General features: G+C 62.1%; 25 protein-coding genes. 16 read left to right on the top strand and 9 right to left on the bottom strand.

Translation table 11 applies throughout. The features are described 5' to 3' along the window. Positions 1 to 17 precede the first annotated feature (17 nt). From NLI84_RS14260 to NLI84_RS14250, 3 genes are all read right to left on the bottom strand, one after another. Entirely contained in the window at positions 18 to 839 is an 822-nt protein-coding gene (locus tag NLI84_RS14260) for a PEP-CTERM sorting domain-containing protein (RefSeq protein WP_255991178.1), read from the bottom strand. 385 nt (positions 840 to 1224) lie between these two features. Further along, positions 1225 to 1617, bottom strand: a complete 393-nt coding sequence (locus NLI84_RS14255) for a DUF4870 domain-containing protein (RefSeq protein WP_255991177.1) — start codon at positions 1615 to 1617, stop codon at positions 1225 to 1227. A gap of 150 nt (positions 1618 to 1767) precedes the next feature. Further along, positions 1768 to 2940: an ABC transporter substrate-binding protein gene (locus NLI84_RS14250; protein WP_255991173.1), complete on the bottom strand. Its 1173-nt coding sequence runs from the start codon at positions 2938 to 2940 to the stop codon at positions 1768 to 1770. Positions 2941 to 3056: 116 nt separating this feature from the next. Between NLI84_RS14250 and coaD the strand changes: the two genes are divergently transcribed. The 14 genes from coaD to NLI84_RS14180 all read left to right on the top strand — a co-directional run bounded on the left by coaD (position 3057) and on the right by NLI84_RS14180 (position 15654). Continuing rightward, positions 3057 to 3560 (top strand): pantetheine-phosphate adenylyltransferase, encoded by a 504-nt coding sequence (coaD, locus tag NLI84_RS14245; RefSeq protein WP_255991172.1) that lies wholly within the window; start codon positions 3057 to 3059, stop codon positions 3558 to 3560. Between the two features lie 64 nt (positions 3561 to 3624). After that, entirely contained in the window at positions 3625 to 4563 is a 939-nt protein-coding gene (locus NLI84_RS14240) for a class I SAM-dependent methyltransferase (protein WP_255991169.1), read from the top strand. A gap of 134 nt (positions 4564 to 4697) precedes the next feature. Then, on the top strand, positions 4698 to 6110 hold the full coding sequence (locus tag NLI84_RS14235; protein WP_255991168.1) for a 3'-5' exonuclease family protein: 1413 nt from the start codon (positions 4698 to 4700) through the stop codon (positions 6108 to 6110). 90 nt (positions 6111 to 6200) lie between these two features. Then, positions 6201 to 6566, top strand: a complete 366-nt coding sequence (locus NLI84_RS14230) for a hypothetical protein (protein WP_255991167.1) — start codon at positions 6201 to 6203, stop codon at positions 6564 to 6566. A 116-nt stretch (positions 6567 to 6682) separates the two neighbouring features. Continuing rightward, positions 6683 to 7384 (top strand): ABC transporter ATP-binding protein, encoded by a 702-nt coding sequence (locus NLI84_RS14225; RefSeq protein ID WP_255991166.1) that lies wholly within the window; start codon positions 6683 to 6685, stop codon positions 7382 to 7384. Continuing rightward, the gene (locus tag NLI84_RS14220) at positions 7381 to 7758 is read left to right on the top strand and encodes a DUF2306 domain-containing protein (RefSeq protein ID WP_255991163.1); all 378 of its coding nucleotides are present in this window, start codon (positions 7381 to 7383) and stop codon (positions 7756 to 7758) included. The genes NLI84_RS14225 and NLI84_RS14220 overlap by 4 nt, the downstream gene beginning before the upstream one ends. Before the next feature lie 21 nt (positions 7759 to 7779). Continuing rightward, a complete protein-coding gene (locus tag NLI84_RS14215; protein WP_255991161.1) occupies positions 7780 to 9168 on the top strand; it encodes an ABC transporter permease in 1389 nt (462 codons plus the stop codon). A 10-nt stretch (positions 9169 to 9178) separates the two neighbouring features. Continuing rightward, positions 9179 to 9943, top strand: a complete 765-nt coding sequence (locus NLI84_RS14210) for an outer membrane lipoprotein-sorting protein (protein WP_255991160.1) — start codon at positions 9179 to 9181, stop codon at positions 9941 to 9943. Positions 9944 to 9954: 11 nt separating this feature from the next. Continuing rightward, entirely contained in the window at positions 9955 to 11217 is a 1263-nt protein-coding gene (locus tag NLI84_RS14205) for a hypothetical protein (protein WP_255991159.1), read from the top strand. Between the two features lie 325 nt (positions 11218 to 11542). Beyond that, positions 11543 to 12550, top strand: coding sequence for a sensor histidine kinase (locus NLI84_RS14200; protein WP_255991158.1), 1008 nt, complete (start codon positions 11543 to 11545; stop codon positions 12548 to 12550). Next, entirely contained in the window at positions 12547 to 13281 is a 735-nt protein-coding gene (locus NLI84_RS14195) for a LytR/AlgR family response regulator transcription factor (RefSeq protein ID WP_255991155.1), read from the top strand. The genes NLI84_RS14200 and NLI84_RS14195 overlap by 4 nt, the downstream gene beginning before the upstream one ends. Before the next feature lie 587 nt (positions 13282 to 13868). Beyond that, the gene (locus tag NLI84_RS14190; RefSeq protein ID WP_255991154.1) at positions 13869 to 14096 is read left to right on the top strand and encodes a DUF262 domain-containing protein; all 228 of its coding nucleotides are present in this window, start codon (positions 13869 to 13871) and stop codon (positions 14094 to 14096) included. Then, positions 14097 to 14939, top strand: a complete 843-nt coding sequence (locus NLI84_RS14185) for a DUF262 domain-containing protein (protein ID WP_308445830.1) — start codon at positions 14097 to 14099, stop codon at positions 14937 to 14939. It abuts the gene before it with no gap. Further along, complete coding sequence (locus tag NLI84_RS14180) at positions 14923 to 15654, top strand: MAE_28990/MAE_18760 family HEPN-like nuclease (RefSeq protein WP_255991153.1); 732 nt, start codon at positions 14923 to 14925, stop codon at positions 15652 to 15654. The genes NLI84_RS14185 and NLI84_RS14180 overlap by 17 nt, the downstream gene beginning before the upstream one ends. A gap of 509 nt (positions 15655 to 16163) precedes the next feature. Here the strand turns inward: NLI84_RS14180 and NLI84_RS14175 are convergent. Both NLI84_RS14175 and NLI84_RS14170 read right to left on the bottom strand, forming a co-directional pair. Further along, on the bottom strand, positions 16164 to 16715 hold the full coding sequence (locus tag NLI84_RS14175; RefSeq protein WP_255991152.1) for a hypothetical protein: 552 nt from the start codon (positions 16713 to 16715) through the stop codon (positions 16164 to 16166). A gap of 85 nt (positions 16716 to 16800) precedes the next feature. Continuing rightward, positions 16801 to 17658 carry a PIG-L deacetylase family protein gene (locus NLI84_RS14170; RefSeq protein ID WP_255991150.1) on the bottom strand — a complete coding sequence of 286 codons (858 nt, stop codon included), beginning with the start codon at positions 17656 to 17658 and terminating at the stop codon, positions 16801 to 16803. Between the two features lie 278 nt (positions 17659 to 17936). On the opposite strand from NLI84_RS14170, the gene NLI84_RS14165 reads away from it, so the two are divergent. Beyond that, positions 17937 to 18995: a DUF475 domain-containing protein gene (locus NLI84_RS14165; RefSeq protein WP_255991149.1), complete on the top strand. Its 1059-nt coding sequence runs from the start codon at positions 17937 to 17939 to the stop codon at positions 18993 to 18995. A 57-nt stretch (positions 18996 to 19052) separates the two neighbouring features. On the opposite strand, the gene NLI84_RS14160 is transcribed toward NLI84_RS14165, so the two are convergent. Further along, positions 19053 to 20006 carry a TerC family protein gene (locus NLI84_RS14160; protein ID WP_255991148.1) on the bottom strand — a complete coding sequence of 318 codons (954 nt, stop codon included), beginning with the start codon at positions 20004 to 20006 and terminating at the stop codon, positions 19053 to 19055. A gap of 81 nt (positions 20007 to 20087) precedes the next feature. Between NLI84_RS14160 and NLI84_RS14155 the strand changes: the two genes are divergently transcribed. Then, positions 20088 to 20870, top strand: coding sequence for a TatD family hydrolase (locus tag NLI84_RS14155; RefSeq protein ID WP_255991147.1), 783 nt, complete (start codon positions 20088 to 20090; stop codon positions 20868 to 20870). A gap of 16 nt (positions 20871 to 20886) precedes the next feature. Here the strand turns inward: NLI84_RS14155 and NLI84_RS14150 are convergent, their stop codons facing one another. From NLI84_RS14150 to nadC, 3 genes are all read right to left on the bottom strand, one after another. Beyond that, positions 20887 to 21723, bottom strand: a complete 837-nt coding sequence (locus tag NLI84_RS14150; protein ID WP_255991145.1) for a hypothetical protein — start codon at positions 21721 to 21723, stop codon at positions 20887 to 20889. 257 nt (positions 21724 to 21980) lie between these two features. Beyond that, positions 21981 to 22637 (bottom strand): S24/S26 family peptidase, encoded by a 657-nt coding sequence (locus NLI84_RS14145; RefSeq protein ID WP_255991144.1) that lies wholly within the window; start codon positions 22635 to 22637, stop codon positions 21981 to 21983. A 12-nt stretch (positions 22638 to 22649) separates the two neighbouring features. Then, on the bottom strand, positions 22650 to 23498 hold the full coding sequence (nadC, locus tag NLI84_RS14140; protein WP_255991142.1) for a carboxylating nicotinate-nucleotide diphosphorylase: 849 nt from the start codon (positions 23496 to 23498) through the stop codon (positions 22650 to 22652). Between the last annotated feature and the right edge of the window lie 7 nt (positions 23499 to 23505).

Here is a 23505-nt window from a genome sequence, read left to right as displayed (position 1 = left end):
TCATGGGCGATGGTGGATCAGGCGCGCGTCTTGTTCGCCCGGGCCCTGCGCCGGCCTGCCCAACCGACGAGGCCGCCACCTGTCAGCAGCAAGGCATAGGTTTCAGGCTCCGGCACCGGCGCGGTAATGGCATTGAAGGCGATGCGCTGCAGATAGAGGTCGGCTGCACCAAGGTCGGCCTGCTGCATATAGACCGGCACTTCCTCGAAGATGGGAACTTCGATCAGCTGGCAATCGGGATCGGGGGCGCAAGCCGGATCAGGCTGCCATTCGGTGCCGACCTGGACCAGCTCGGTTCCCACCTGTACCTCGATGTATTCGACGGTGCCCAGCGCTTCGGCCGAGCCCCGTAGTACCGGCGCGGTCGGATCGTTGTAGGTCAGCCGCTCCGAGAATGAACCACTGCCGCTGCCGAAGCCGGTCCAGCCCACACCATCCACGCCCATGCCGACACCGCCGGGATGTTCGATGTTGTAGCTGCCGATGAAATCGATGGTGTAGCCGACGATACGGTGGCCCGGCTTGGCATTGAAGGCGAAGCTCGCATCGAAGAAGGCGTGCACGGGCAGCAGCGGATCGCTTTCATTGATGGCGTAGTCGAATAGCGACATCTGGCTGCCAAAATCGATTTCCACACCGTTGCTGGAAGCGCCATAGGTCAGGCTGTTCGGATCGATATAGTTGGTGAAACCATAGTCGTAGAAGTCGATACCAAAGGTGAACAGGTCGGCATCGAAATCCACCGTGACCTGGCCAGAATCGATGGTGGTGGGGATGGCGAGGGCTGCATGGGAGAGCAGCGCACAAGCAATGGCGGGCAGAAGGCGGCGAACAAGCATGACGACTATCTCCTGTGGGTTCTGGTGAAGAATGCCATCAGGCTAGCGTGTGCTTTGCAGAAGTTCCGGTATGTCTGTTGTTGAAACTATTCGAATGTACGAATGTTGGGGCATTACGCACCCGATTCGGGTCAGGCTGGAGCCCTTGCTCGTTCAATGCCTTACCCTGACCAGAGCCACGCTTTCAAAATGACTTTTAACTATGGGTATACATGTCGATTTGCTGAATAAATGCCTCGCATTTTAATGACTAACAATGAAAGCATCGCATCGAACATACCGTTGATCGAATGGTGAATGGCAAGCGACCAGGCGGTCACTGAAAACACCAAGGGCTGCCGAAAGGCAGCCCTTGCTTGCGATCCGCTTAGTGGCGGAATGCGGCTTACTTGATCAGGCGGATGTTGAACGGCAGGCGATAGTGCAGGCCCTTGCTGGCGTTGACCGCTCCCAGAATAAGGAAGACCAGGCTGACAATAGCTAGTGCGAGCAGTGCAAGCTGAATCACTACCACCAAAATCCATCCCAGTACCGGGATGAAAACAAGGATGGAAACCAGGATCCATGCAGGAATGACCACCAGCAACACCGTGATGATCCAGTTCAGAGCTTCCTTGGAGTGGCTTTGCGCCAAGTCATCTTCCTTTTGCGTCAACAAGACCAGCAGTGGCGCGACGAAACCTATGAACGGTAGCAATAGGCCCAGCCATGCTAGCACGGCAAAAGTCGTCGAATCGTTGGACGGTTGGCTAGGTGGTACCGGTTGGACTTCGCTCATCTTGATCCCCTGTTATTTGGATAATCGCAGCAAACTGCCGCGCCATCTTAGAGCCGTGCCAAAGCAAGGGTCAAATTGCCGTCATGCTGGTGTGAGCTGCGCAATAAAAAAGCCGGCGCAGGCCGGCTTTTTACGGGTTGTGGTGCGCAATTAGCGCGTCAGCGTGCCGGTTGGCGAGATCATCGTCAGCTCGACAAACTTGGACCCCAGGCGCTGGGTACCGGTGAAGTCGATGATAAAGCCGCCCAGATCGATGCGCCCCATGCTGGCCATGGCGCCGAGTATGGCCTGGCGGGTCGGATTCTTGCCGGCGCGCTTGAGTGCCTCGACTGCGAGGCGAGCCGACAGATAGCCTTCCAGCACCGCGTAGGTGGGGAACTCGCCGCTGCGCAGCACGGGGCCCGCGTCTTCCTGGAATTCGCGGATGAAGCGCATCTGCACGTTCGACGGGTAGGGGTAGACCTGCGAGATGCCGAGGCCGTGCGCATTCTTGGCGCTGATATAGCGAATCACGTCCTCGAACTGGATCAGCGAGATGCCGTAGAGCTGGCTGGTACCCCCCGCGGCTCGGTAGCGCTTGACGAACTCGGCAGCGGGTTTGGACGAAGCCAGGATCAGCACCGCCTGCGGGTTGGCCTTGGCCAGCTGGCCGGTGGCCTTGGCCACATCGCCGCTTTTCGCGTCGAACTGGGCCTCGATCGCCAGTGTGATCTGCCTCTTTTGCAGCGCGGCCTTCAGTGCGGCCAATGCGGCAGTGCCATCGGCATCGCTTTGCACCAGCGCGCCGACGCGGGTGATGCCCAGGTTGCCGGTCAAGAGCTGTATCGTTTTTTCCAGCTCCTGCGCATAGCCGGTGCGGGTCTGGAAGATATTGGGATTGGGGGATTGGCGCAGCGACTCCGCACCGGAGTGCACGCCGATCAACGCAACGCCGGAATTGGTGAGCACGCCGGAATTGGCGACTTCGGTCGCGGCGGACGCGCCGTAGTAGTTCACCAGCAGCAGCGCGTTTTCCTTGTCGAGCAGCGTGCGGGTGTTGGTGAGCGCGCGTTTGCCATCGCTGGCATCGTCGAGCACCTTGTGGTTGATCACGGCGCCGTTGATGCCGCCGCGGGCATTGATGCGGCCAAAGTACAGCGAGGCGCCGAGCGCCAGCCCCTTGCCGGTGTCGGCATTGAGGCCGGAGGTGGGAACGGACTGGCCGATGACGATCTCCGATTCGGGCGTGCGATCGACTGCTTCGACCTCTTCGTCCTCGGGGGCGGCGATTGTTTGGGACAACACGCCGAGCATCAGGCAGGGCAGCAGGAATTTACGCAGCATCTCAATCTCCTCCCTTGCGCGGCGCGTCTAGCGGCGCCGGTTCGCTATGTTCGGACCATCTTAAATTAATGCCCGCTGATGGTATAGTGGCTGTCCGCCACAACGGGGAATACCTTATGCGCCGCGGAGTCTACGCCGGCAGTTTCGATCCGGTCACCAACGGCCATGTATGGATGATCGAGCACGGCACGCGCGTGTTTGACGAAATGATCGTCGCCATCGGCGAGAATCCGGACAAGAGGTATACCTTCAGCGTAGCCGAGCGTGTGGCCATGCTGAAGGAAACCACGGCGCATCTGTCCAATCTGCGGGTGGAAATCTTCGAGAATCGCTTCCTCGTTGACTACGCACGCGAAGAGAACGCTGATTTCATCGTGCGTGGCATCCGCGAAGCAGCCGATTACGAGTTCGAACGCAAGATGCGCTACGTGAATGCCGATCTGGCGCCGCATATCGACACCGTGTTTCTGATGCCGCCGCGCGAAATCGCCGAAATCAGCTCGACCATGGTCAAAGGCCTGGTTGGTCCCAGTGGCTGGGAAAAGGTGGTGAGCCAGTACGTGCCGCAGCCGGTGTTCGAGCGCCTGGTCGAGTGGCGCGAGCGGCAGAGCGCCGGCTGAGCAGGCCGTCCCCGGCAACCGGGGCCGGGCTGGTAAACTCGGGTTTTGCCCGCCCGACACCGCCATGCCCGAGATTTCCAGCTATATCAATCGCCTGTCCAAGAACGCCAAGCACTGGGCGCGTTGGGCGCGTCGGCAGGGCCTGACCTGCTATCGGCTGTACGATCGCGACGTGCCCGAGTTCCCGGTCATCGTCGACTGGTACGACGGGCGCGTCCATTTGCAGGAATACGACACCGGCTGGGTGCAGACCGACGAAGACCACGAGGCCTGGCTTGCCGAAATCTGGGAGGCGACTGCGCAGGCGCTGGGCGTGAACGAGGAGCAGGTGGCGGTGAAGACGCGTCGCCGTCAGGAAGGCGACGCCCAGTACGAAAAAACGGGCCGCGAAGGCGAGGCATTCACGGTCGAGGAGCAGGGACTCAAGTTCCACGTCAATCTCGATAGCTACCTCGATACCGGCCTCTTTCTCGATCACCGCAATACCCGCGCCCGCGTGCGCGCCGAGGCCGCCGGCAAGCGCTTCCTCAACCTGTTTTGCTACACCGGCGCGTTTACCGTGTACGCCGCTGCGGGCGGCGCGCGCGAGACCATGTCGGTCGATCTGTCGAACACCTATCTGGACTGGGCCGTGCGCAACCTGACGCTCAATGGTCTCGCCGACGGCCTGCATCGCCGCGTGCGGCAGGACGTGTTCCAGTTTCTGACCGATGCCATCGACGACGGCGCGCAGTACGAGCTGATCGTGATGGATCCGCCGTCGTTCTCCAACTCCAAGAAGATGCAGGGCGTGCTCGATGTGCAGAAGGATCACCGCTGGCTGGTCGAGGCCTGCCTGGAGATTCTGGCGCCCGGCGGCACGTTGTATTTTTCCAACAACCTGCGCACTTTCAAGCTCGATCCGGCGCTGCTGCCCTTGTGCGAGGACATCACCGCGCAATCGGTGCCCGAGGATTTTCGCAACAAGCGCATCCACCAGTGCTTCCGTTTCGTGAAGGCATGACGCCACGATCGCGAGCCCGGCGGGCGGATTTCGACAGCGCATTGCGCGCGCCACTTCCGGCTGCGCGACTGGGCGAATGAGCGCTCGCAGGGCTGGTGTGGCCACGCTGTGACTGCCTGATCTGGATTTTGACCGTGAACAACCCGTATTACTCCGAGCCCCTCGTCTTCGTCGATCTGGAAACCACCGGGGCCAATGCCACGCGTGACCGGATCACCGAGATCGGGATTGTCCAGGTCGATGCGCAAGGCGCGCGCGCCTGGTCCAGCCTCGTCAACCCCGGCATTCCCATCCCCAGCTTCATCCAGAGCCTGACCGGCATCAATGGTGAGATGGTGGCGAGCGCGCCGGGCTTTGCGGAGCTCGCCGAGGAAGTGCTGCTGAAGCTCGAAGGACGCGTATTCGTCGCACACAACGCGCGCTTCGACTACGGCTTTCTGCGCAACGAATTCAAGCGGGTGGGTCTCTCCCTACGCAGTCGCGTGCTGTGCACGGTGAAGCTGTCGCGCAAGCTGTATCCAAACGAGTACAAGCACAACCTCGACAGCCTGGTGGCGCGGCACGGCCTAAAGGTCGACGGCGAGCGCCATCGCGCGCTGACCGATGCCGAACTGCTGCTGCAGTTTCTTGAGGCCGCTCGCCGCGATCACCCGGCCGAGCTGATCCACGCCGCCATTGCCGAGCTGACGCGTCAGCCCAGCCTGCCCGCCGGGATCGATCCGCTGTTGCTCGACGACATGCCAGACACCGCGGGCGTCTACATATTTTACGGTGACAACGACACGCCGCTCTATGTGGGTAAGAGCAACAACATTCGCAAGCGCGTGCTCAGCCACTTTGCCAGCGACCACAAGGCGCACAAGGAAATGCAGCTGGCGCAGCTGGTGCGGCGGATCGACTGGCAGCAGAGTGCGGGCGACTTTGGCGCGCTGCTCTTGGAAACCCGGTTGGTGAAGGAATTGCAGCCCGTCTACAACACCCGTTTGCGCGCCACTCGCGAGCTGTGCGCCTGGGTGTTCGCCGAGGGCGAGGAGGGTCTGTTGCAGCCGCGCCTCGTCGGCCTTGATGAGTTCGATTTTCGCGATGAGGAGCGGCCTTTTGTGTTCGGGCCATTTCGCAGCCGGCGCGAGGCGAACAAGCTCTTGGAGAAGGTGGCCGATGGCCTCAACCTGTGCCGTCAGGTGCTGAAGCTGGAGCCGCGCGCCGGCAAAGGCACGCGCGCCTGCTTCGCCTTCCAGGTCGGCCGCTGCAAGGGCGCCTGCGTCGGCAAGGAGCCCGCCGGTGTGCACAATGCGCGTGTGCTGGCGGCTTTGGCCAAGCATAGCTTCGCCAGCTGGCCCTATCCGGGGCCGGTCGGCATACCCGAAGGCGACGAATGGGCGCCGCAGCTGCACGTGATCGATCGCTGGTGTTATCTCGGCACGATCAACGACATGGCCGAGCTGCCCGAGCTGTTGGCTAACCCGCGTCCCGCTTTCGATATCGATAGCTACAAGCTGATCCAGGCCGAGTTCAAGCGGCGCGGCGGCCAGGTGAAGCGGCTGTAGTCGTCGCAAAGGGCGACCGCCGATCGATTGTCACCCGCACATGCTACCTCGCCGGCGCAGAATTGTTGCGTCGCACAAAGGAGGCTCGTCATGCTGGACTGGTGGACAGGCTGGTGGCGCAATGCGCTCAAGCTGGCTGAGATTTACTGGAGCGCGCCGCAGGTGATTGCGCATCGGGTATCGCGCATGGCGCTGGCGGGGCCCAAACCCAGCGCGCGCGATCGGCGCGAATTTGGTGGCATGGTCAGCGAAAAGCTGCTGGCCTTCAGCACCGGTGGCTGGGCCATGTGGCTGGAGCTCTGGCTCTCCGGCTGGCGCGTGCTATGGTCGGGCGGCACGGGTGGCCGCACGCGGTGGCAGCGGGTGCTGGGGCGTGGCATTGCGCCGGTGCATCGTAAGGTGAGCGCCAATGCGCGTCGCCTTGCAAAGACCCCGCTGTTGCCGGTCAAACGCTGACGCACTTCGTCGTCGCCGACGGCGTTTTGTCGCGGCGGATGACAGCTGGTCGCAAGCCCAGGAACTGGTGAAGTCAATGTCATAGATTGCATGGTGTTCCCATCACGGAGACCACCATGCATCCCGTCGTCCTATCCGGCGTCAGCAAGCACTACCGGCTGGGCGAGCTCGATGTACCGGCCATTGCCGGCATCGATCTCGAACTCAACGCCGATTGTTTCACCGTGCTGTCCGGGCCGTCGGGCAGCGGCAAGACCACGCTGCTCAACCTGATTGGCGGCATCGATCGCGCCGATACCGGCCGCATCACCATCCATGGCACCGATCTCGCCACGCTGCGTGACGATGCGCTGTCCGATTTCCGTGCGCGGCACATCGGGTTCATTTTCCAGAACTTCAACCTGTTGCCGGTGCTCACGGCGTACGAGAACGTCGAGTATCCGCTGGTGCTCGCGGGCGTCTCGGCCGCCCAGCGCCGTGCGCGTGTCACCGAGCTGCTCGCCGCAGTCGGGCTGGCGGACAAGGCGCGTAACCGTCCCGGCCAGCTCTCGGGTGGGCAGCGCCAGCGCGTGGCGATTGCCCGCGCGCTGGCGACCAGCCCGCAGCTGGTGCTGGCGGACGAGCCCACCGCCAACCTCGATAGCCACACCGGCGCTGCCATTCTCGAACTGATGCGGCAGATGCAGCGCGACTACCACGTCAGCTTCGTGTTCTCGTCGCACGATCCGCAGGTGCTGGCGCAGGCCGACGATGCCATCCATATCCGCGATGGCGCCATCACCGGCATCGAGCGCCAACGTGCTGGAGCGGTGCAATGAACGCGGCGCCCGGCCCCTGGACGATGGTGCATCTCGCAGCCGCGCTCTGGGTGCTGCTCGCCGGCGGCGTGCAGCTGCTTCGGCATAAGGGCGGCGTGGCGCATCGCTGGCTGGGCCGCTCCTGGCTGATCGCGATGTTGATCGTTGCGCTGTCGTCGTTCGGCTTGCACGGTTTTGCGCCGCAGTGGTTTGGCCTCGGCGCTATCCATTTGCTGTCGCTGTGGGTGCTGTGGTGCATCTGGGCGAGCTGGAGCGCAGTACGGCAAGGCCGCATCGCGCATCACCGCAGCTGGGTGCTGGGTGCCTACTGGGGCGCGGTCGGCGCCGGATTATTCGCCGCGCTCACTCCCGGGCGCTGGCTCTCCCTTGATTGATGTCCAAGTGAGGACAAAACAATGAAAACGATGCAATTGGCGGCACGCAACCTTGCGCGCAATCGCCGCCGTTCCGCCACCACCCTGTTCGCCATGGTGGTCGGCGTGGTCGCCGTGCTGCTGTTCGGCGGCTATATCCGCACCATCAACCTGGGGCTGCAGACCGACTACGTGCGGCGTGCCGGCCACCTGCAGGTGCAGCACAAGGACTACTTCCTGTTCGGCAGCGGCAACCCAGCCGCCTACGGCATCGCCGATCCGGATGCGCTGATTGCCGCGATCAAGTCCGATCCGCTACTGGCCAGCATGCTGACTGTGGTAACGCCGACGCTGAGCCTCGGCGGCATCGCCGGCAACTACGCCGCCGGCGTCTCGCGCACGGTGCTGGGCAGCGGGGTGGTCGTCGCCGACCAGAACCGCTTGCGGCTCTGGAACGACTACAGCTTTCCGGGGCACCCCCGCACGCTGGCGCTCACCGGCACGGCGCCGCAGGCTGCCGTGATCGGCACTGGCGTTGCTCGCGTGCTGCAGCTGTGCGGCCCGCTCAAGGTGCGCGATTGCCCCATGCCGCAGCCCACGCTAGCAGACGGCGCCGCGGTACCGGGCGACATCGCCGCGCTGGCGGCCGCTGATGCACCCGCCGCTGCCGCCGGGTCGGACGGGCCGCAGATCGAGCTCTTGGCCGCCAATGCGCATGGTGCACCGAACGTGGCGCGGCTCGATGTGGTTGCCGCCGAGGTGCAGGGGGTGAAGGAGTTCGACGACCTCTTTGTGCAACTGCACCTGCCCGCCGCGCAGCGGCTGGTCTATGGCAACGAGGCGCCGCGTGCCACTGCCATCGTGATACAGCTCAAGCACACCGCTTTGCTGCCACAGGCCCGTGAGCGCCTGACGGCGTTGTTGAAGGCGCGCTTCCCGCAAGCGCAGCTTGCCGTGGTCGACTTTGCTACGCTCAACCCGCAGTACGGCCAGATCACCGGCATGTTCGCGGCGATCTTCAGCTTTATCGCCTTGCTGATCGGCGTGATCGTGCTGTTCACCGTCAGCAACACCATGAGCATGGCCGTGGTCGAGCGCACCACCGAGATCGGCACCCTGCGCGCACTGGGCTTGCGCCGAGGCGGCATCCGCCGCCTGTTTGTCAGCGAGGGCCTGCTGCTCGGCATCGTCGGTAGCGTGGCGGGCGCGCTGGTCGCGCTGGGCCTGGCTTGGCTGGTCAATCATGCCGGCCTCTCCTGGACTCCGCCGGGCAATAGCACGCCAGTGGCGCTGCAGGTCCGCGTCGCGGGCGAGTGGACCATGGTGATCAGCACTGCCGTGGGCCTCGCGCTGGTGGCCGTGATTTCGGCCTGGTGGCCAGCGCGCCGCGCCGCGCGGTTGGAGATCGTCGAGGCACTGCGCCATGTTTAAGGAGAAAACCATGCAACTATGGCTGGGCTCGCTGATCCTGCTGGCCGCTGCGGCGGTACAGGCCGCCCCCGATGCGCAGTCGTTGCTGGCCGCGAGCGACGCCGTCCGCAATCCGGACCAGTCCTTTGGCCTCACCACCACGCTGATCGAGTATCGCAACGGCAAGCAGCAGGAAACCAGCACGCTGGCGGTCTACTCACGTGCCGAGCGCGGCTCGGGCCAGTTCCGCAGCCTGCTGCGCTTCGAGGCGCCAGCGCGCGATGCCGGCAAGCTGATGCTCAAAAGCGGCAACGACCTGTGGTTCCACGATCCGTCCAGCAAGGCCACCATCCGCATCTCGCCGCAGCAGCGCCTGTTGGGGCAGGCCGCCAATGGCGACGTGGTCACGGTGAACCTGGCTGGCGACTACAGCGCGCGCCTCGCCGGCGAGGAGGACATCATCGATGGCGATCGCCAGCCGCGCCACGCCTACAAGCTGGAGCTTGCCGCCCGCGCGCCGGACGTGACCTACCACCGTATCGAATACTGGCTCGACACCGGCAACAGCCGGCCGATCAAGGCGCGCTTCTACGCCCAGAGCGGCGGGCTGCTCAAGACGGCCTACTATCGGCGCTACCAGTCGCAGTTGGGCGTGGTGCGGCCGACCGAGACGGTGATCATCGACGGGCTCGATCCCAACTGGGTCACGGTGATGCGCTTTGACGACTACGCCTGGCGCGACGTGCCCGAGAGCTGGCTGCAGCGCGACTACCTGCCGCGCTTCAAGCCGCAGTGACCATGCACGCCATGACCCTGCGCGCCGCAACCTTTGCCCTGCTGTGCGTCGCGCCCGTGGCGCAGGCGATCGATGCCGACGATGCGGCGCTGCAGCTGGCGGACCAGCCGCAAGCACCGAGCGCTGCGCCCGAGCAGCGCGACTGGCGGGGCTACGCTGAATTCGCTGTAGGCCTGGCCCAGCCCCGCGCCGAAGCCGATGTGCCGGACAGCGCCCGACTCTCGCTCGACGCGGTGCTCGATACCGCCCTGGCGCCGGGCTGGCGGCTGGTGCTGTCGGACCGGCTCGACGGCTGGGCCTGGTCGGGGCAGGCCGACCGCGCGATCAATACGCTGCGCGAGGCTTATCTGGGCTGGCAGCCCGACGCGCAGACCGCCGTCGATCTGGGGCGTGTCAATGTGCGCTACGGCGCGGGCCTGGGTTACAACCCCAGCGATTTCTTCAAGGTGGGCGCCTTGCGCTCGGTGACCAGCGCCGACCCTCAGGCGCTGCGTGAGAATCGCCAGGGCAGCGTGTTGCTGCGCGGCCAGCGCTTGTGGGATAGCGGCGCGCTGACGGCGATCTGGTCGCCCGAACTCGGGGGCGAGCCCAGCGACGATGGCATCAGCCTCAACCTCGGCGCCACCAATCCGTTTGAACGCTGGCTACTGGTGGCGAGCCATCGCTTCAGCGAGCTGATCGATCCGCAATGGCTACTGTATAGCGAGCCCGGCAGCGTACTTGCCGGGATGAACTGGAGCGTGCTGCTGAACGACGCCATGGTCGGCTATGTCGAGTTTGCCGGTGGCCGCCAGAGCTCGCTCTTGGCGCGCTCGCAAGGCGAGGACGACGCGGCCTTTCGCGCGGCCTGGGTGGCGGGCGCCACCTGGACCACCGCGTTCAAGCTCTCGGTCACCCTGGAGTACCAGCGCGACAACGCTGCCGCGGATGCGGATCAATGGAAAGCACTGCAGAATGATGCGCAGCAGGGGGCTGCGGCCGATTACGCACGTTATCGCCAGCTGTTAGGTACGCGGCAGGCGCTGGCCACGCGCGAGTCCGCCATGCTGTACGCGAGCTGGCAGGATGCCGGCGTGGCCGGGCTCGATCTCGCAGGCTACTGGCGGCGCGATCTGGTCGACGCCAGCTGGCAGGCCTGGCTGCAGGCGCGCTGGCGCACGAGCGTGGCCGATCTGACCGCGCAATGGCTGTATAACCACGGCGAGGCGCTCTCCAACTACGGTGCGGCTCCGGCAAGGCAGCGCTGGCAACTGGCGCTGACCCACTATTTTTGAGAACCTGTTTACGATCTTTTCGCGCCAGCGCTGCCCCGTAAAACGGTCAGGCACAAGGCGTACGACACAGCCAATAACGCTGTTATTGGCAAGGAGTGCAACGCAGTGAATGACCGTTTTTCGGGGCAGCCCTTCGGGTTCGCGACATTGCCGACAGCGCACGGCGTTACGAGCCGCTGCTGGTACCCGTACCACGGCGCGCCTCGTGCCGTGCTCGCTATCAGCATTGCCGCGAACGCTGGCGTGAAAAGATCGTAAACAGGTTCTAAGTGGAACAACGATGAGTCTGAGGAGCGTTTGGGCCATTCGGCATTGCACACCGGCGATGCCGCACTGGCGTGGCATCACGCTGCTGCTGATCGTGAACCAGATGGTCGCGTTGCTGCTCATCGCCGTGAACTCCCACAACAGCGTCCTCGACAACCTGATACTGGCCAATGCCATCGGCGTCTCGATCTGGAGCGGCCACGGCTTGCTCGAGCGGATACCGCGCATTCCACGCGCGACGGTACATCTGGTTTCGGTACCGGTGGGGGTCTGGATCGGCTTCAAGCTCGCGGCCTGGCTCGGCGTCTACGACGTGACCCAGCTGCTGGTGAATCCGCTGACGCAGTGGCGGATACTGCTGACCTGTTTGGTGATCGCGATCGCCGCCACCGTGGTGATCTCGCTGACGATACGCAATGCGGAGTATCGCGCAGAGCTCGCCGCCGAACAGCAGCGCGCCAGCGACGCGCGCGCGGCCGAAGCCGGCGCCCAGCTCGCATTGTTGCAGGCGCAGATCGAGCCGCATTTCCTCTTCAACACGCTGGCCAACGTGCAAAGCCTGATCGCGCAGGACCCGCCGTTGGCGCAGACGCTGCTGGGCCACCTGAACGGCTATCTGCGCGCCAGCCTCGACCGCACCCGCAGGCCGGTGGCGACGCTGGCCGACGAGCTGGAGTTGGTCACCAAGCTGCTCGCCATCGCCCAGGTGCGGTTGCAACAGCGGCTGCAATATCGGCTCGAGGTGCCCGCAGCGCTGCAGGCCGCACTGCTGCCACCGCTGCTGTTGCAACCGCTGGTCGAGAACGCGCTGCAGCACGGCATTGAACCCGCGGTGGCCGGCGGCGTAGTGATCGTTTCCGCCCGGCGCGAGGGCGAGTTGCTGCGGCTGGTAGTGACCGACAGCGGCGTGGGCCTGCTCGATGTAGCAGCGAGCGGCGGCGTGGGCCTTGCCAACGTGCGTGCTCGCCTGACCAGCCTGTATGGCGAGGCCGGGCGGCTGACGTTGCACGCCCACACCCCGAGCGGCGTCGTCGCCGAACTGACCCTACCTTACCGGGAGCCATGATGCCGAGTGCACTGATCGCCGACGACGAGCCGCTGCTGGCCAGTCACCTCGCCAGCCGCTTGCAAGCGTTGTGGCCGACGCTGCAGCTTGTCGCCACCGTGCACAACGGGCTCGATGCAGTGGCGGCGCTGGCGCAGCATCAGCCCGACTTTGCTTTCCTCGACATCCGCATGCCCGGCCTCACCGGCCTGCAGGTGGCGGCCGCCGCCGGCCGCACCCGCGTCGTGTTCGTCACCGCCTACGACGAATACGCGCTCGCTGCGTTTTCCGCCGCAGCCGTCGATTATCTGACCAAGCCGGTGGACGACGCGCGCCTGGCTCTATGCGTAGCCCGGCTGCAGCAGAGCGTACGCCCCGATGTCGATCTGGCCGCGCTGCTGGCACAACTGCAGCGCCCGGCCACGCAAACGCTCAGCTGGCTGAGTGTGGGCCTCGCAGACACCACGCGGCTGATCGCGCTCGACGAGGTGGTGTATTTCGAGGCGAGCAACAAGTACACCGACGTGGTCACCGCGAGCGAGCGCCACCTGATCCGCACGTCCTTGAAAGAGCTGCTGCCACAACTGGCCCCAGACCGTTTCGCGCAGGTGCACCGCGGGCTGATCGTGAACCTCACGGCGGTGGCGAAGATCCAGCGGGACCTGTTGGGGCGGCAGTTCATCCACCTGAAGCAGCGCAGCGAGGTGCTGCCGGTGTCGCGTAGTTTTGCGGCGCAGTTCAGGCAGATGTGAGGGGCGGGTTAGCGCCTTCGGCGCGGTGTTTGGGGGCCGGTTCCGCCCGGCGGACGGGTTCATTTCTTTTGCTTCGCCAAAAGAAACGAACCAAAGAAAAGGCGACCCCGCCTTGCGGCCCTCCGGGCTGCCCTCAGTCGGTCGCGAGCCTCTGGTCTCGCTCCACTCCTTCGGCGCTGGCCAAGGGGAAGAAAACCACGCGCCGGCAAGTGCGCCGCAATGATGCGACTTTGAATCCCGTAGGAATGCAAACCAAGGACCCTGCGTGCGCAAAATACAAGACCTGGCCCCAGCTCCCCACGGCGCGGACGGCCGGGGTGGTACGAGCGCGCTGGTGCAAGTGGACGATCATGGGGCCGACTCGGAGGAGGAGGAGCGCAGCTTGGCAAGAGCATGGCGGGCACAGTGCAGCCGCCAGCTGCGAGGACTTATATTATCGTCCGGTACTGGACACCTAGCCACTTGCTGACTAGTGCGGTTCGTGTTCACATTGTATTGTTGAGTAACACGTAACATGGCAGCAATCCTGCAAAAGGCTGGGCTGCTAAAGTAGATGTATCGTACGAGACATAACACCTGACGTAGACATGAGCGGATTTAATATGTCACAAAAAACTGAAACTACTTTTTCTGAACTTCAAAATCAATTGGATCGCGAGCGTCGACTTGTTTCATTTGATAGCTATGACATGACAATCCGGCAGATCTACGATATGTTTTCTGAAGGGGCAATTTTTGTTCCTCCAGAATATCAGCGACAGTTTATATGGAATGAGGCGCGCGAATCTGAGCTCATAGAGTCCATTTTTCTATGAATTCCTGTTCCCAGTCTGTTTATGGCAACAAATTCAGATGCTACATGGGAGATCGTTGATGGGGTCCAAAGACTGTCAACTATTGCTCATTTTGTTGGAGAGTTAAACCTTTTATCGGCCATAAACAGAAAAACACCGCTCAAGATTGCTGAGCTTGAAAAGTTAAGTACGTTGAACGATTTGTCATTTGCCGAATTACCCAAATCAATGCAATTGATGTTTATGACTCGTCCAATTAGGGTGACGGTACTCAATGACAAGAGTGACCTTAATGTTAGATTTGATTTATTTGAGCGCCTAAATACTGGCGGCGTTCTGCTTACGAACCAAGAAATACGCAACTGTATTTACCGAGGGCCATTCAACGAATCTCTGAGAAAAATATCCGCTCTTGATAGTTTCAAGAAAGTGGTTAAATTGCGAGAGAGTGACTCAAAAAACGGGACGGCAGAAGAATATGCACTTAGATACTTTGCCTATCTAAATAACTACAAGAATTTTGAGCATAGTGTCAAGGGGTTTCTTAATGATTACATGAAAGAAAATTCGAGCCGGCCACTATCAAATGCACAAATCAATCTATGTAAAAAAACGCTCTCTGCCCTTGCAGATGCGTTTCCAGAAGGGCTCAAGCGAGGTAAGGCCACAATAACCTCCGCAAATCTTTTCGAAGCACTTTCGGTTGGGACGGCGTTGGCTATTGAAGAAGGGATTAATCCTGATTGCGGTAAACTTCAAAGATTAATTAAAGATCAAAAGCTAAAAACTCTTTCTACCGCAGGGACGAATAACAAACGAATGGTAACCGGAAGAATCGAATTGGTGCGTGATTTCCTTCGCTGATATGCCATTGAAGATATCAAGAGTCTTGATAGACGATAGGCTGCGGGAAGTACGGGCATTGCTTTCGTTTATCAAAGTATACGAGTCCAAGGAAACTCCGCCAAAAGACGCAGAGGAAGTAAAGATTATTCGCGGTATGTTTTATGTCCACTTGTACGGTGCCCTAGAGCAATCGCTCAACGACGCGGTGACGAGTTTTCTGCAAGCTGTAGCCGATCTTGGGCCTAAAAATAGAGAATTGGCGCTCCACTTCCTGCCGACCGCTATGAATTCTCAATTCAAGAGTCTTTCTGATGAAAGAACGGATAAAAAATGGAAAAGACGCGTTGATTTTGTAAATTCTATTCAATCTGACGAGGCGTGTAGAATCGAGAATTCCGTATTTGCCATTCATCTGCAGAGCTCTAGCACGGAGACGTTGGCTCAGGTTGCAAGTTATCTCGGAGTTTCAAGCAGTCCCTTGTTGCTAAATCCAGATAGACACTATATCGATGAAGTTGTTGCTAAACGTCACCAAGTGGCGCATGGACGAGCCAACCCATCTACTATCGGAGCACGTGGTCGCGCTGCTGAGCTAGAGCTTCGCCTTGATGCGGTTGGACGCACGGTGGATCTTTTTATTGGGTTGCTAGAAAATCATTTCCAATTGTATGCATTTCTTAACCCCGATGGTTACGCGCGTCTCGCCATGACTAATTTGCCAGATGCTGCATAATGGATACCGAATTGGTCCGCGAGCGTGGTGAGGGGCTTGCGTTTCGCCATAATGGCAATACTCGCACGCCACCCGACCCCCTTAGAGGCGCCGAGCGAGGAACAAGCGGGGCGGGGTTTCGGCAAGCACTGTTTGAGCGCAGCGAGTTGCGCAGGTACCGACTCGATTGTCTACTGGAGGGAACCCAAAGGCGTGGATGGGGGCATCCTTTCAGCAACTTCACGCTCTGGCAGCCATACCGGCACGTGGTTTTCCTCCCCTTGGCCAGCGCCGAAGGAGTGGAGCGAGACCTTGGCTCGCGACCGACTGAGGGTAGCCCGGAGGGCCGCAAGGCGGGGTCGCCTTTTCTTTGGTTCGTTTCTTTTGGCGAAGCAAAAGAAATGAACCCGTCCGCCGGGCGGAACCGGCATCCAAACACCGCGCCGTAGGCGCTGAGCATGTGATGCTTCTGTAAAGATGCGAGAAATCGTGGTCTGTCCCGGTTTTCTCGAAAGTCTCCAGGAGATACGTTATTCACTCTTGGTTGCTTTGGTCAGCTGGGGTTGCTTACCAGCGTCAAAGACAGCGTGCTTCTTGACGGCGGTCACGAACCCGGGAGTGCCATAGGCATCGAATGCGGTAAGAAGCCGGTCTTGGCTTTGAAAATGAATCCCCATTTTTTGCCAATACTCCATTGAAGTCGCAAAGTTCTTGTTTGCAATTGCTTGGTCGCCTTGCTGGGCCTGTAGAATGCCAAGTTTGGCGTGAAGAACCGCGATTTCATAGTTTCTTGCATTTTTCCGTGGTTCAGGCTTCATTTCAAATGCCCACTTTATGGCCCTTTCTTGCGCGTAGGCTTTGGCGGCAATAGATATGTCTGATTTGTAGGCTTTATCCGCTTCCATAATTTCATGGGCCGGAATTGACAACATAAAACGATACAAACGATCTACGTCTGTTTCAGGCGGCGGAGTTCTCAGCTTTGCTTCTAGGTATGGCATGAACCACAATGCAATGCTTGCACCGACAGTTGCTGCAAAAAGGTGCGTAAGTAGCGGACGAATCTTTCTCGCTGTGGTCATGTTCTTGATTGTCTGGCTTGATGTGTAGGAAAGGAAAAACGGCAGCCCGTCAACGAGCTGCCGTTTTTATCGAGTGAAAGATGGATCAGGCCAGCACAGCCTTGATATCGCCATCCGCCGCAATCGTGTACTTCTGCCCGGTCTCGACTATGGCGCGGCCATCAAACTGGGCCACCTTGTAGATGGTGCCGAAGCTGAAGGTCGGTGCTGCGGCGCCTTGGCCGCCACAGACTTCGGCGCCACGACGGACGTTGTCGGCCATCCAGCCCGGCAGGCGCAGGTGGTAGGGATTGCGCTCCACTTCACCCACATGGCAGGCGAGCGCCGCGATCAGGTCGGCGGTGTCGGCGTTGCCGGTGGCGATCAGCGCGTTCGGCGTGTCCATCTGGCGCCAGAATTCGGACAGGCCTAGCACGCAACGGTGGCCGACCTTGGCCAGCGCGTCGATCACCAGGTAGTGGGTGCCGATGTGGGCCGAGTGATAGTCGTTGTCGTGCGGGAATACGCATACGGCCGGCTGGTATTCCTCGATCAGGCGGGCGATCGCGTCCACTTTCTCGGCCCAGGCGGTCGGGTCGGCATCGCGGGTCTTGGTGCCCACGCTCATCAGGCCGCCAGGAATGGTCTCGCACAACTCCCAGCCCAACAGGTCACAGGCGTTCTTCAGTTCCGTCCAGCGCTCGGGCTGGCGCTTGAGGTTGGAGCCTTGCGTCACCGCCACGTTCACCACCTTGAAGCCCGCTTCACGGCCCAGGCGCAGCGGCAGTGCGCCGATGATGCATTCGTCGTCCGGATGCGGCGCGAAGATCATCACCACGGGCGCATTGGCAGGCAGGGCCGGCGGCTGCGGCACGTTCAGGCCGTCCAGCGAGGAAAACAGCGGGCCGGCGGTCTGCAGCAACTTGTCGTGGGCGGCAACGAGATCGAGGTAAGGATTGCTCATCGAAGGGGGCTCCATGGGTAGGTGGCTCGAGGCCGCTAGATGCTGGCGAGTATAGGCGTTTTGCCGGGGCCGACCAAGGCGGGGGGCGGGCAGGTAGCGGTGTTGGTGGCGGGTTTTCGCCGCCAGCTCGCCCGGTTCACGAGCCACTCCTGACCGTGGCCAGTGGGGCGCTCATCCGTCGCCGCTGCGGCCGCGATACGCCATTTGCTTGCTGCGCCGGCTCGATTTGTCGGCCATACAGGCATAATGCAAACGATTTCTGACTGAGGGTGCACGCAATGTGGCAGTACTTTGGCGGTTCCTACATCGTCACCGCGCTGGGCCTGGCCGCTGCCTGGGCCCTGGGCGGCTGGGGCGGGCTCTGGGTGGCGTTCAACCTGGCACTGCTGGAAACCAGCCTGTCTTTCGACAACGCGGTGGTCAATGCCTCGGTGCTCAAGCACTGGGACGAGAAGTGGCGTCGCCGCTTCCTCGTTTGGGGCATGCTGGTGGCGGTGTTCGGCATGCGGGTGGTGTTCCCGCTGGTGATCGTCGGCGTGATCGCGTGGATGGCGCCGCTGCCGGGGCCGGTTTCGCTGTACCAGTGGCTGAGCACGGGCAGTTGGCCGGCCAGCGATGTGCTGTCGATGGCCATCGTTAATCCGCATGAGTACGCCAGCATCCTGCAGTCGGCGCATATCGAGGTCACGGCCTTCGGCGGTGCTTTCTTGATGCTGGTGTTCTGGAACTTCTTTCTCGATCACGAGAAGGACGAGCACTGGTTCAAGCCGATCGAGCGCGTGCTGGCCAAGCTGGGGAAGGTGGATATGGCGGCCATTTTGCTCTCCATCCTGATCCTGCTGGGTGTGGCGAATCTGCTGCCCGAGGTCGATGGCTATCGCTTCCTGGTCGCCGGGTTGTGGGGCGTGGCGGTATACGTGGCGGTCGATGGCATAGGCAGCCTGTTGGGCGACGACAACGCCGCCGCCAAGACGGGCTGGAGCGGCTTCCTCTACCTGGAAATCCTCGATGCCTCGTTCTCGTTCGATGGCGTGCTCGGTGCGTTTGCGCTGACCAAGAACATCTTCCTGATCGCCATTGGCCTCGGCATCGGCGCCATGTTCGTGCGCTCGTTCACGTTGCTGCTGGTGTACAAGGGCACGCTGTCGTCGCTGCGCTACCTGGAGCACGGCGCGTTCTGGGCGATCGGCGCGTTGGCAGCCGTGATGCTGCTGGCGGCACGCTGGCATATCCCGGAAGCCATCACCGGCGGCGTGGCTGCGGTCCTGATCGTGCTGGCGGCCATCCATTCGTGGTGGGTGAACAAGCGGGAAAGCGCGCTGTCCGGATCGATCTGAGCGTTACGCCTGCCCAAAGGAAAAACGCCCCGGTTGGGGCGTTTTTCATTGCTGGGATCAGGACTGCGGTTTTTCCGGGATCGGTTCTCCGCGCGTCTTGTGCATGGAGTAGAGCACGCCGGCGAGCAGCAGGCCGAAGGTGACCACCAGTGAGATCGGCGATGGAATCTTGTAGTCCACATACACGAGGCCGATCTTGATGCCGATAAAGATCAGCACGATGGCGAGCGCGTACTTCAGATAGTGGAAGCGGTGCACCATGGCGGCGAGCGCGAAGTAGAGTGCGCGCAGGCCGAGGATGGCGAAGATGTTCGACGTGTAGACGATGAACGGATCCTGCGTGATCGCGAAGATCGCCGGAATGCTATCGACCGCGAAGATCAGGTCGGCCGCTTCCACCATCAAGAGCGCCAGGAACAGCGGTGTCGCGTAGCGCCCGGCGGTCAGGCCCACCTTGCTGCCGTCGACAAAGAAGTGGTGGCCTTGCAGCTTGGGCGTCATCTTCAGGTGCGATTTCAGGTAGCGGAAGATGCGGTTCTGCTCGATATCCGTTTCCTCGTCGTCCGAGAGCAGCATCTTCACCCCGGTGAACAAGAGGAACGCGCCGAACACCAGCAGGATCCAGCTGAATTCGTGCACCAGCGCGGCACCCAGGCCGATCATCACGGCGCGCATCACGATGGCGCCGAGGATGCCCCAGAACAGCACCCGGTGCTGGTATTCGCGCGGCACCGCCAGGCTGGTGAAGATCAGCGAAATCACGAACACGTTATCCATCGACAACGATTTTTCGACCAGGAAACCGGTGTAGTAATCCATGCCGGCCGTCGCGCCCTTCTGCCACCAGACGAAGCCGCCGAAGGCGAGGCCGGCGGCGATATAGAAGGCCGACAGCTTGAGGCTCTCCTTCACCCCGATCTCGCGGTCATCCTTGTGCAACACCCCCAGATCGAAGGCCAGGAGCGTGATCACCACGGCGGCGAACACGCCCCATATCCATAATTCGGTCATCTTGATCCCTGTTATCGTTACGTTATGCCGCCCCCTGTGGCGGCGAGGAACAGATAGCCCAAAACGCCCAGAGTTCCCCAGATGTTCATCGACAGCCACTGCCACCTGGATGCCCCGGAGTTCGATGCCGACCGCGATGCGGTGGTGGCGCGCGCGCGCGCGGCCGGTATCGTTCAGCAGGTGGTGCCCGCCATCACCGTGGCCACCTTCGATCAGACACTGGCGATGCGTGAACGCTACGGCATGGCGCTCGCGTTCGGCCTGCACCCCATTTACGTCGCCGAGCACCGCGACGCGCACCTCGATGTGCTGGCCGAGTGGCTGAAGCGTGAACCACCGGTGGCCGTCGGCGAGATCGGCCTGGATTTCTATGTAGCGGGCCTGGATGCCGCGCGCCAGATCGCGCTGTTCGAAGGGCAGTTGAAGCTCGCGCGTGATTTCGATCTGCCGGTGATCGTGCACATCCGGCGCAGCCAGGACCCGGTGCTCAAATACCTGCGCAAGTGGCAGGTGAAGGGCGGCATCGCGCACGCCTTCAACGGCAGCCGCCAGCAGGCCGAAGAATTCATCAAGCTCGGTTTCGCGCTGGGTTTCGGCGGCGCGATGACCTACAGCGGTTCGCAACGCATCCGCCGCCTTGCGGCCGAGTTGCCGCTGGAGTCCATCGTGCTGGAAACCGATGCGCCCGATATCGCGCCGGCCTGGTTGGCGGGCTCGCCGCCGGGGCGCAACGAGCCGGGGCAGTTGCCGCGCATCGCCGGCGTACTGGCCGAATTACGCGGCAGCGCTGTGGCCAGTATCGCCGAGCAGACCTATGCCAACACGCTGCGGGTGCTACCGGGGCTGGCGGCAACGCTGGGGTAGCAATCCGCAAGGCTGCTCACGAAAGGGCGATGCGTACCTCGGCCAGCGCTGAGGCGACCGTGCCGCGCGCCGCCTCGTTGCCGGCGTCGAGCACCGCCTGCAGCGTGCCGCGATTCGCAGCCAGTGCCGCGCGGGTTTCGCGCACCGGCGCCAGCATGCGTTCGGCACAGTCGATCAGATGCGCTTTCACCACCCGCTCGGACAAGCCACCACGACGGAACTTGGCCTTGAGATCGTCGACGAAGGGCAGGTCGCGCTCGAACACGGTGAGCAACTGGAATAGCGGATGGCCGTCGGTCTCGCGCTCGGGCAATCCCACCTGGGTGGCCGATGGCAGCGCTGCGATCACTGCGGCGATGGCGTCGGCATCGGCAGTGAACGGGATGTCGAGCGCAGCCCGCGGCGCGGCGAATGGCGTGCGCGTGGGCAGCAGCGCCTGCGATTCGGCCAAGAGCTTGCGTCCGGCTCGGGCGTTGACCGCGCGGATCACCTGGTTGGCGGCAGCCAGGGCTTCGGTCGAAGCGGCGTGGGCGGAAACCAGTTGCGGCTGCAGGCCGGCGAGCAAGGTGGCGGTGGCACCGGCTTGGATCGGGGCGATGGAGTGCAGTGCCTGCTGCAGGGTGGCGAGCTCGGGCACCGCGCGGCGATTGAGCAGCGTGACGCGAGTCGGATCGATGCCGACCGCCAGATGGTCGGCAGCCAGATCGAGCACCTGCTCGTCGGTCTCACCGTCGAGCAGCAGGTATTGGTTGTGGCGATCCTGGAAGAACAGCCGCTGGCGCAGCGTACTGACGAGATGACCCAGCGTGAGCGGGCCGGCGTGGCGTTCGGCGCAGAGGATGGTGGCTTGCATGATGATCGGTCCCTTGTTGTGGGCCACCGATCCTGGGACGAGGGGCTGTACCCCTGAAACAATCATGCCGCCTGGATCGGCGGCATGGTGTGTACAAACGTTACCCTGACCGCCTCCTAGAGATAGGAGCGGTACCAGAACGCCGAGCGGAGCGTGAGGGGCAGGGGTGCGTTTGCGGTCTTCATGGTCTGGACTGTGCACCCTGCCGTGTGAGGGCGGCTATGCGGGATTACCCGTAGCGAAGTGAGCGTGATGACTCACTCGACTGAAGCCCCGAATTGGCGCCGTGTTGGTGACCACAGCACAGCGGTGACTTTGCCCCTGAGGTGGGTAGTACTGATTTGCAGGGGGAGATCCGGGTTGCTGTCCATAGCCACGGTGTAAGCGTTGGGGATCGATGTAGAGATGACTCTTCCTGCAACTTGAACGCTGCGTTCTGGGATTTCGAAAATGACGATGTCGGTAGTTGAAGGGTTTAAGCTTCTTGTATCCACAAGCATCAGGTCGCCGGGCAGTATGGTAGGTGACATGGTTGAGGCGGTCATCCTGAACATGCTGTATCCCAGCAGACTTTCTCGGTAATGGGTCAGAACGTAACCGTAAAGCCACGAGACTACTAGCCAGCCAAGTAGCACATACCATCTTGCATACCAGCGAGCTGTGTTCCTTCCTTGGCGCAAGCCTAGAACCAGGCTATCCGCTATGGAAAACAGCAGCAAGAACAGCGCCATGCAGATAAAAATGGTAGCGCCGTGGACGCGAGACAGCTGCCCGGCAACGCCGAGGGCCAGCAGCACGATCAAAAACGTGAGCGCTGGCAACATGAAACGCCGTGCCTGACCTAGATACAGGTGCCCAGCGCCGGGAGCTAGAGTACCCAAAACGGCGGCGGTGATACCGCTACGGATGTGCATAGGTGGCTCCGGCTAATGGTCCATCACGAAACGCATCGACAGATCAATGGCTGTCACATCCTTGGTCAGCTTGCCAACCGAGATGCGGTCGACGCCGGTCTCGGCGATGGCGCGCAGCGTCGTGAGATCGACGCCGCCCGAGGCTTCGAGCACCGCGAGGCCGCCGGTACGACGCACGGCTGTGGCGAGATCGGCCAGGCTGAAGTTGTCGAGCAGCACCGAGGGCGCGCCAGCTGCGAGCGCCTCATCGAGCTCCGCAAGGTTCTCCACCTCGATCTGCAGCGTGACGTGCGCCGGCGCGATGGCGCGGGCCGAGGCGAGCGCCGGCGCGATGCCGCCGGCGGCCATGATGTGGTTTTCCTTGATCAGGATGCCGTCGTATAGGCCAACGCGCTGGTTGGCGCCGCCTCCGACCGTGACTGCGTATTTCTGCGCGCGACGCAGGCCGGGAATGGTTTTGCGGGTGTCATGCACCACGGCGCGGGTGCCGGCGACGGTGTCGGCGTAGACGCGGGTGGCGCTCGCCACGGCGGACAAGAGCTGCAGGAAGTTGAGCGCACTGCGCTCGGCGGTGAGGAGCGCGCGGGCGGGGCCGGCGATCTCGCACAGCAGCGTGCCGGCGGCCACGCGCTCGCCTTCGGCGACAAGCCAGTTCACGCAGGCTTGCGCATCGACCTGGCGAAAGCACTCGTCGAACCAGGCGATGCCGCAGATCACCGCATCCTCGCGCGCGATCACCGTGGCGCGGCCCTGACGCTCCGGGGCGATCAGTTGCGCGGTCCAGTCGCAGTCGCCGACATCCTCGGCAAGGGCGCGGGCAACGTCGGCGGCGATCAAATGGGGCAGCGGCAGCGTGGGCATGGCGTAT

The organism is Chitinolyticbacter albus (assembly GCF_024437655.1).
Classification (GTDB): domain Bacteria; phylum Pseudomonadota; class Gammaproteobacteria; order Burkholderiales; family Chitinibacteraceae; genus Chitinolyticbacter; species Chitinolyticbacter albus.
The sequence above is the reverse complement of the archived record's forward strand: the minus strand, read 5'-3'. Positions and strand labels throughout refer to the sequence as shown.

Excerpts from the sequence above, each read along its gene's own strand:
- NLI84_RS14200 (WP_255991158.1), top strand. The coding sequence starts at position 11,543 with ATGCCGCACTGGCGTGGCATCACGCTGCTGCTGATCGTGAACCAGATG.
- NLI84_RS14240 (WP_255991169.1), top strand. The coding sequence starts at position 3,625 with ATGCCCGAGATTTCCAGCTATATCAATCGCCTGTCCAAGAACGCCAAG.
- NLI84_RS14160 (WP_255991148.1), bottom strand. The coding sequence starts at position 20,006 with ATGACCGAATTATGGATATGGGGCGTGTTCGCCGCCGTGGTGATCACG.
- NLI84_RS14210 (WP_255991160.1), top strand. The coding sequence starts at position 9,179 with ATGCAACTATGGCTGGGCTCGCTGATCCTGCTGGCCGCTGCGGCGGTA.
- NLI84_RS14250 (WP_255991173.1), bottom strand. The coding sequence starts at position 2,940 with ATGCTGCGTAAATTCCTGCTGCCCTGCCTGATGCTCGGCGTGTTGTCC.
- NLI84_RS14150 (WP_255991145.1), bottom strand. The coding sequence starts at position 21,723 with ATGCAAGCCACCATCCTCTGCGCCGAACGCCACGCCGGCCCGCTCACG.
- NLI84_RS14195 (WP_255991155.1), top strand. The coding sequence starts at position 12,547 with ATGATGCCGAGTGCACTGATCGCCGACGACGAGCCGCTGCTGGCCAGT.
- NLI84_RS14145 (WP_255991144.1), bottom strand. The coding sequence starts at position 22,637 with ATGCACATCCGTAGCGGTATCACCGCCGCCGTTTTGGGTACTCTAGCT.
- nadC (WP_255991142.1), bottom strand. The coding sequence starts at position 23,498 with ATGCCCACGCTGCCGCTGCCCCATTTGATCGCCGCCGACGTTGCCCGC.
- NLI84_RS14155 (WP_255991147.1), top strand. The coding sequence starts at position 20,088 with ATGTTCATCGACAGCCACTGCCACCTGGATGCCCCGGAGTTCGATGCC.
- NLI84_RS14215 (WP_255991161.1), top strand. The coding sequence starts at position 7,780 with ATGAAAACGATGCAATTGGCGGCACGCAACCTTGCGCGCAATCGCCGC.
- NLI84_RS14205 (WP_255991159.1), top strand. The coding sequence starts at position 9,955 with ATGACCCTGCGCGCCGCAACCTTTGCCCTGCTGTGCGTCGCGCCCGTG.
- NLI84_RS14255 (WP_255991177.1), bottom strand. The coding sequence starts at position 1,617 with ATGAGCGAAGTCCAACCGGTACCACCTAGCCAACCGTCCAACGATTCG.
- NLI84_RS14260 (WP_255991178.1), bottom strand. The coding sequence starts at position 839 with ATGCTTGTTCGCCGCCTTCTGCCCGCCATTGCTTGTGCGCTGCTCTCC.
- NLI84_RS14170 (WP_255991150.1), bottom strand. The coding sequence starts at position 17,658 with ATGAGCAATCCTTACCTCGATCTCGTTGCCGCCCACGACAAGTTGCTG.
- NLI84_RS14220 (WP_255991163.1), top strand. The coding sequence starts at position 7,381 with ATGAACGCGGCGCCCGGCCCCTGGACGATGGTGCATCTCGCAGCCGCG.
- NLI84_RS14165 (WP_255991149.1), top strand. The coding sequence starts at position 17,937 with ATGTGGCAGTACTTTGGCGGTTCCTACATCGTCACCGCGCTGGGCCTG.
- NLI84_RS14175 (WP_255991152.1), bottom strand. The coding sequence starts at position 16,715 with ATGACCACAGCGAGAAAGATTCGTCCGCTACTTACGCACCTTTTTGCA.
- coaD (WP_255991172.1), top strand. The coding sequence starts at position 3,057 with ATGCGCCGCGGAGTCTACGCCGGCAGTTTCGATCCGGTCACCAACGGC.
- NLI84_RS14230 (WP_255991167.1), top strand. The coding sequence starts at position 6,201 with ATGCTGGACTGGTGGACAGGCTGGTGGCGCAATGCGCTCAAGCTGGCT.
- NLI84_RS14225 (WP_255991166.1), top strand. The coding sequence starts at position 6,683 with ATGCATCCCGTCGTCCTATCCGGCGTCAGCAAGCACTACCGGCTGGGC.
- NLI84_RS14190 (WP_255991154.1), top strand. The coding sequence starts at position 13,869 with ATGAGCGGATTTAATATGTCACAAAAAACTGAAACTACTTTTTCTGAA.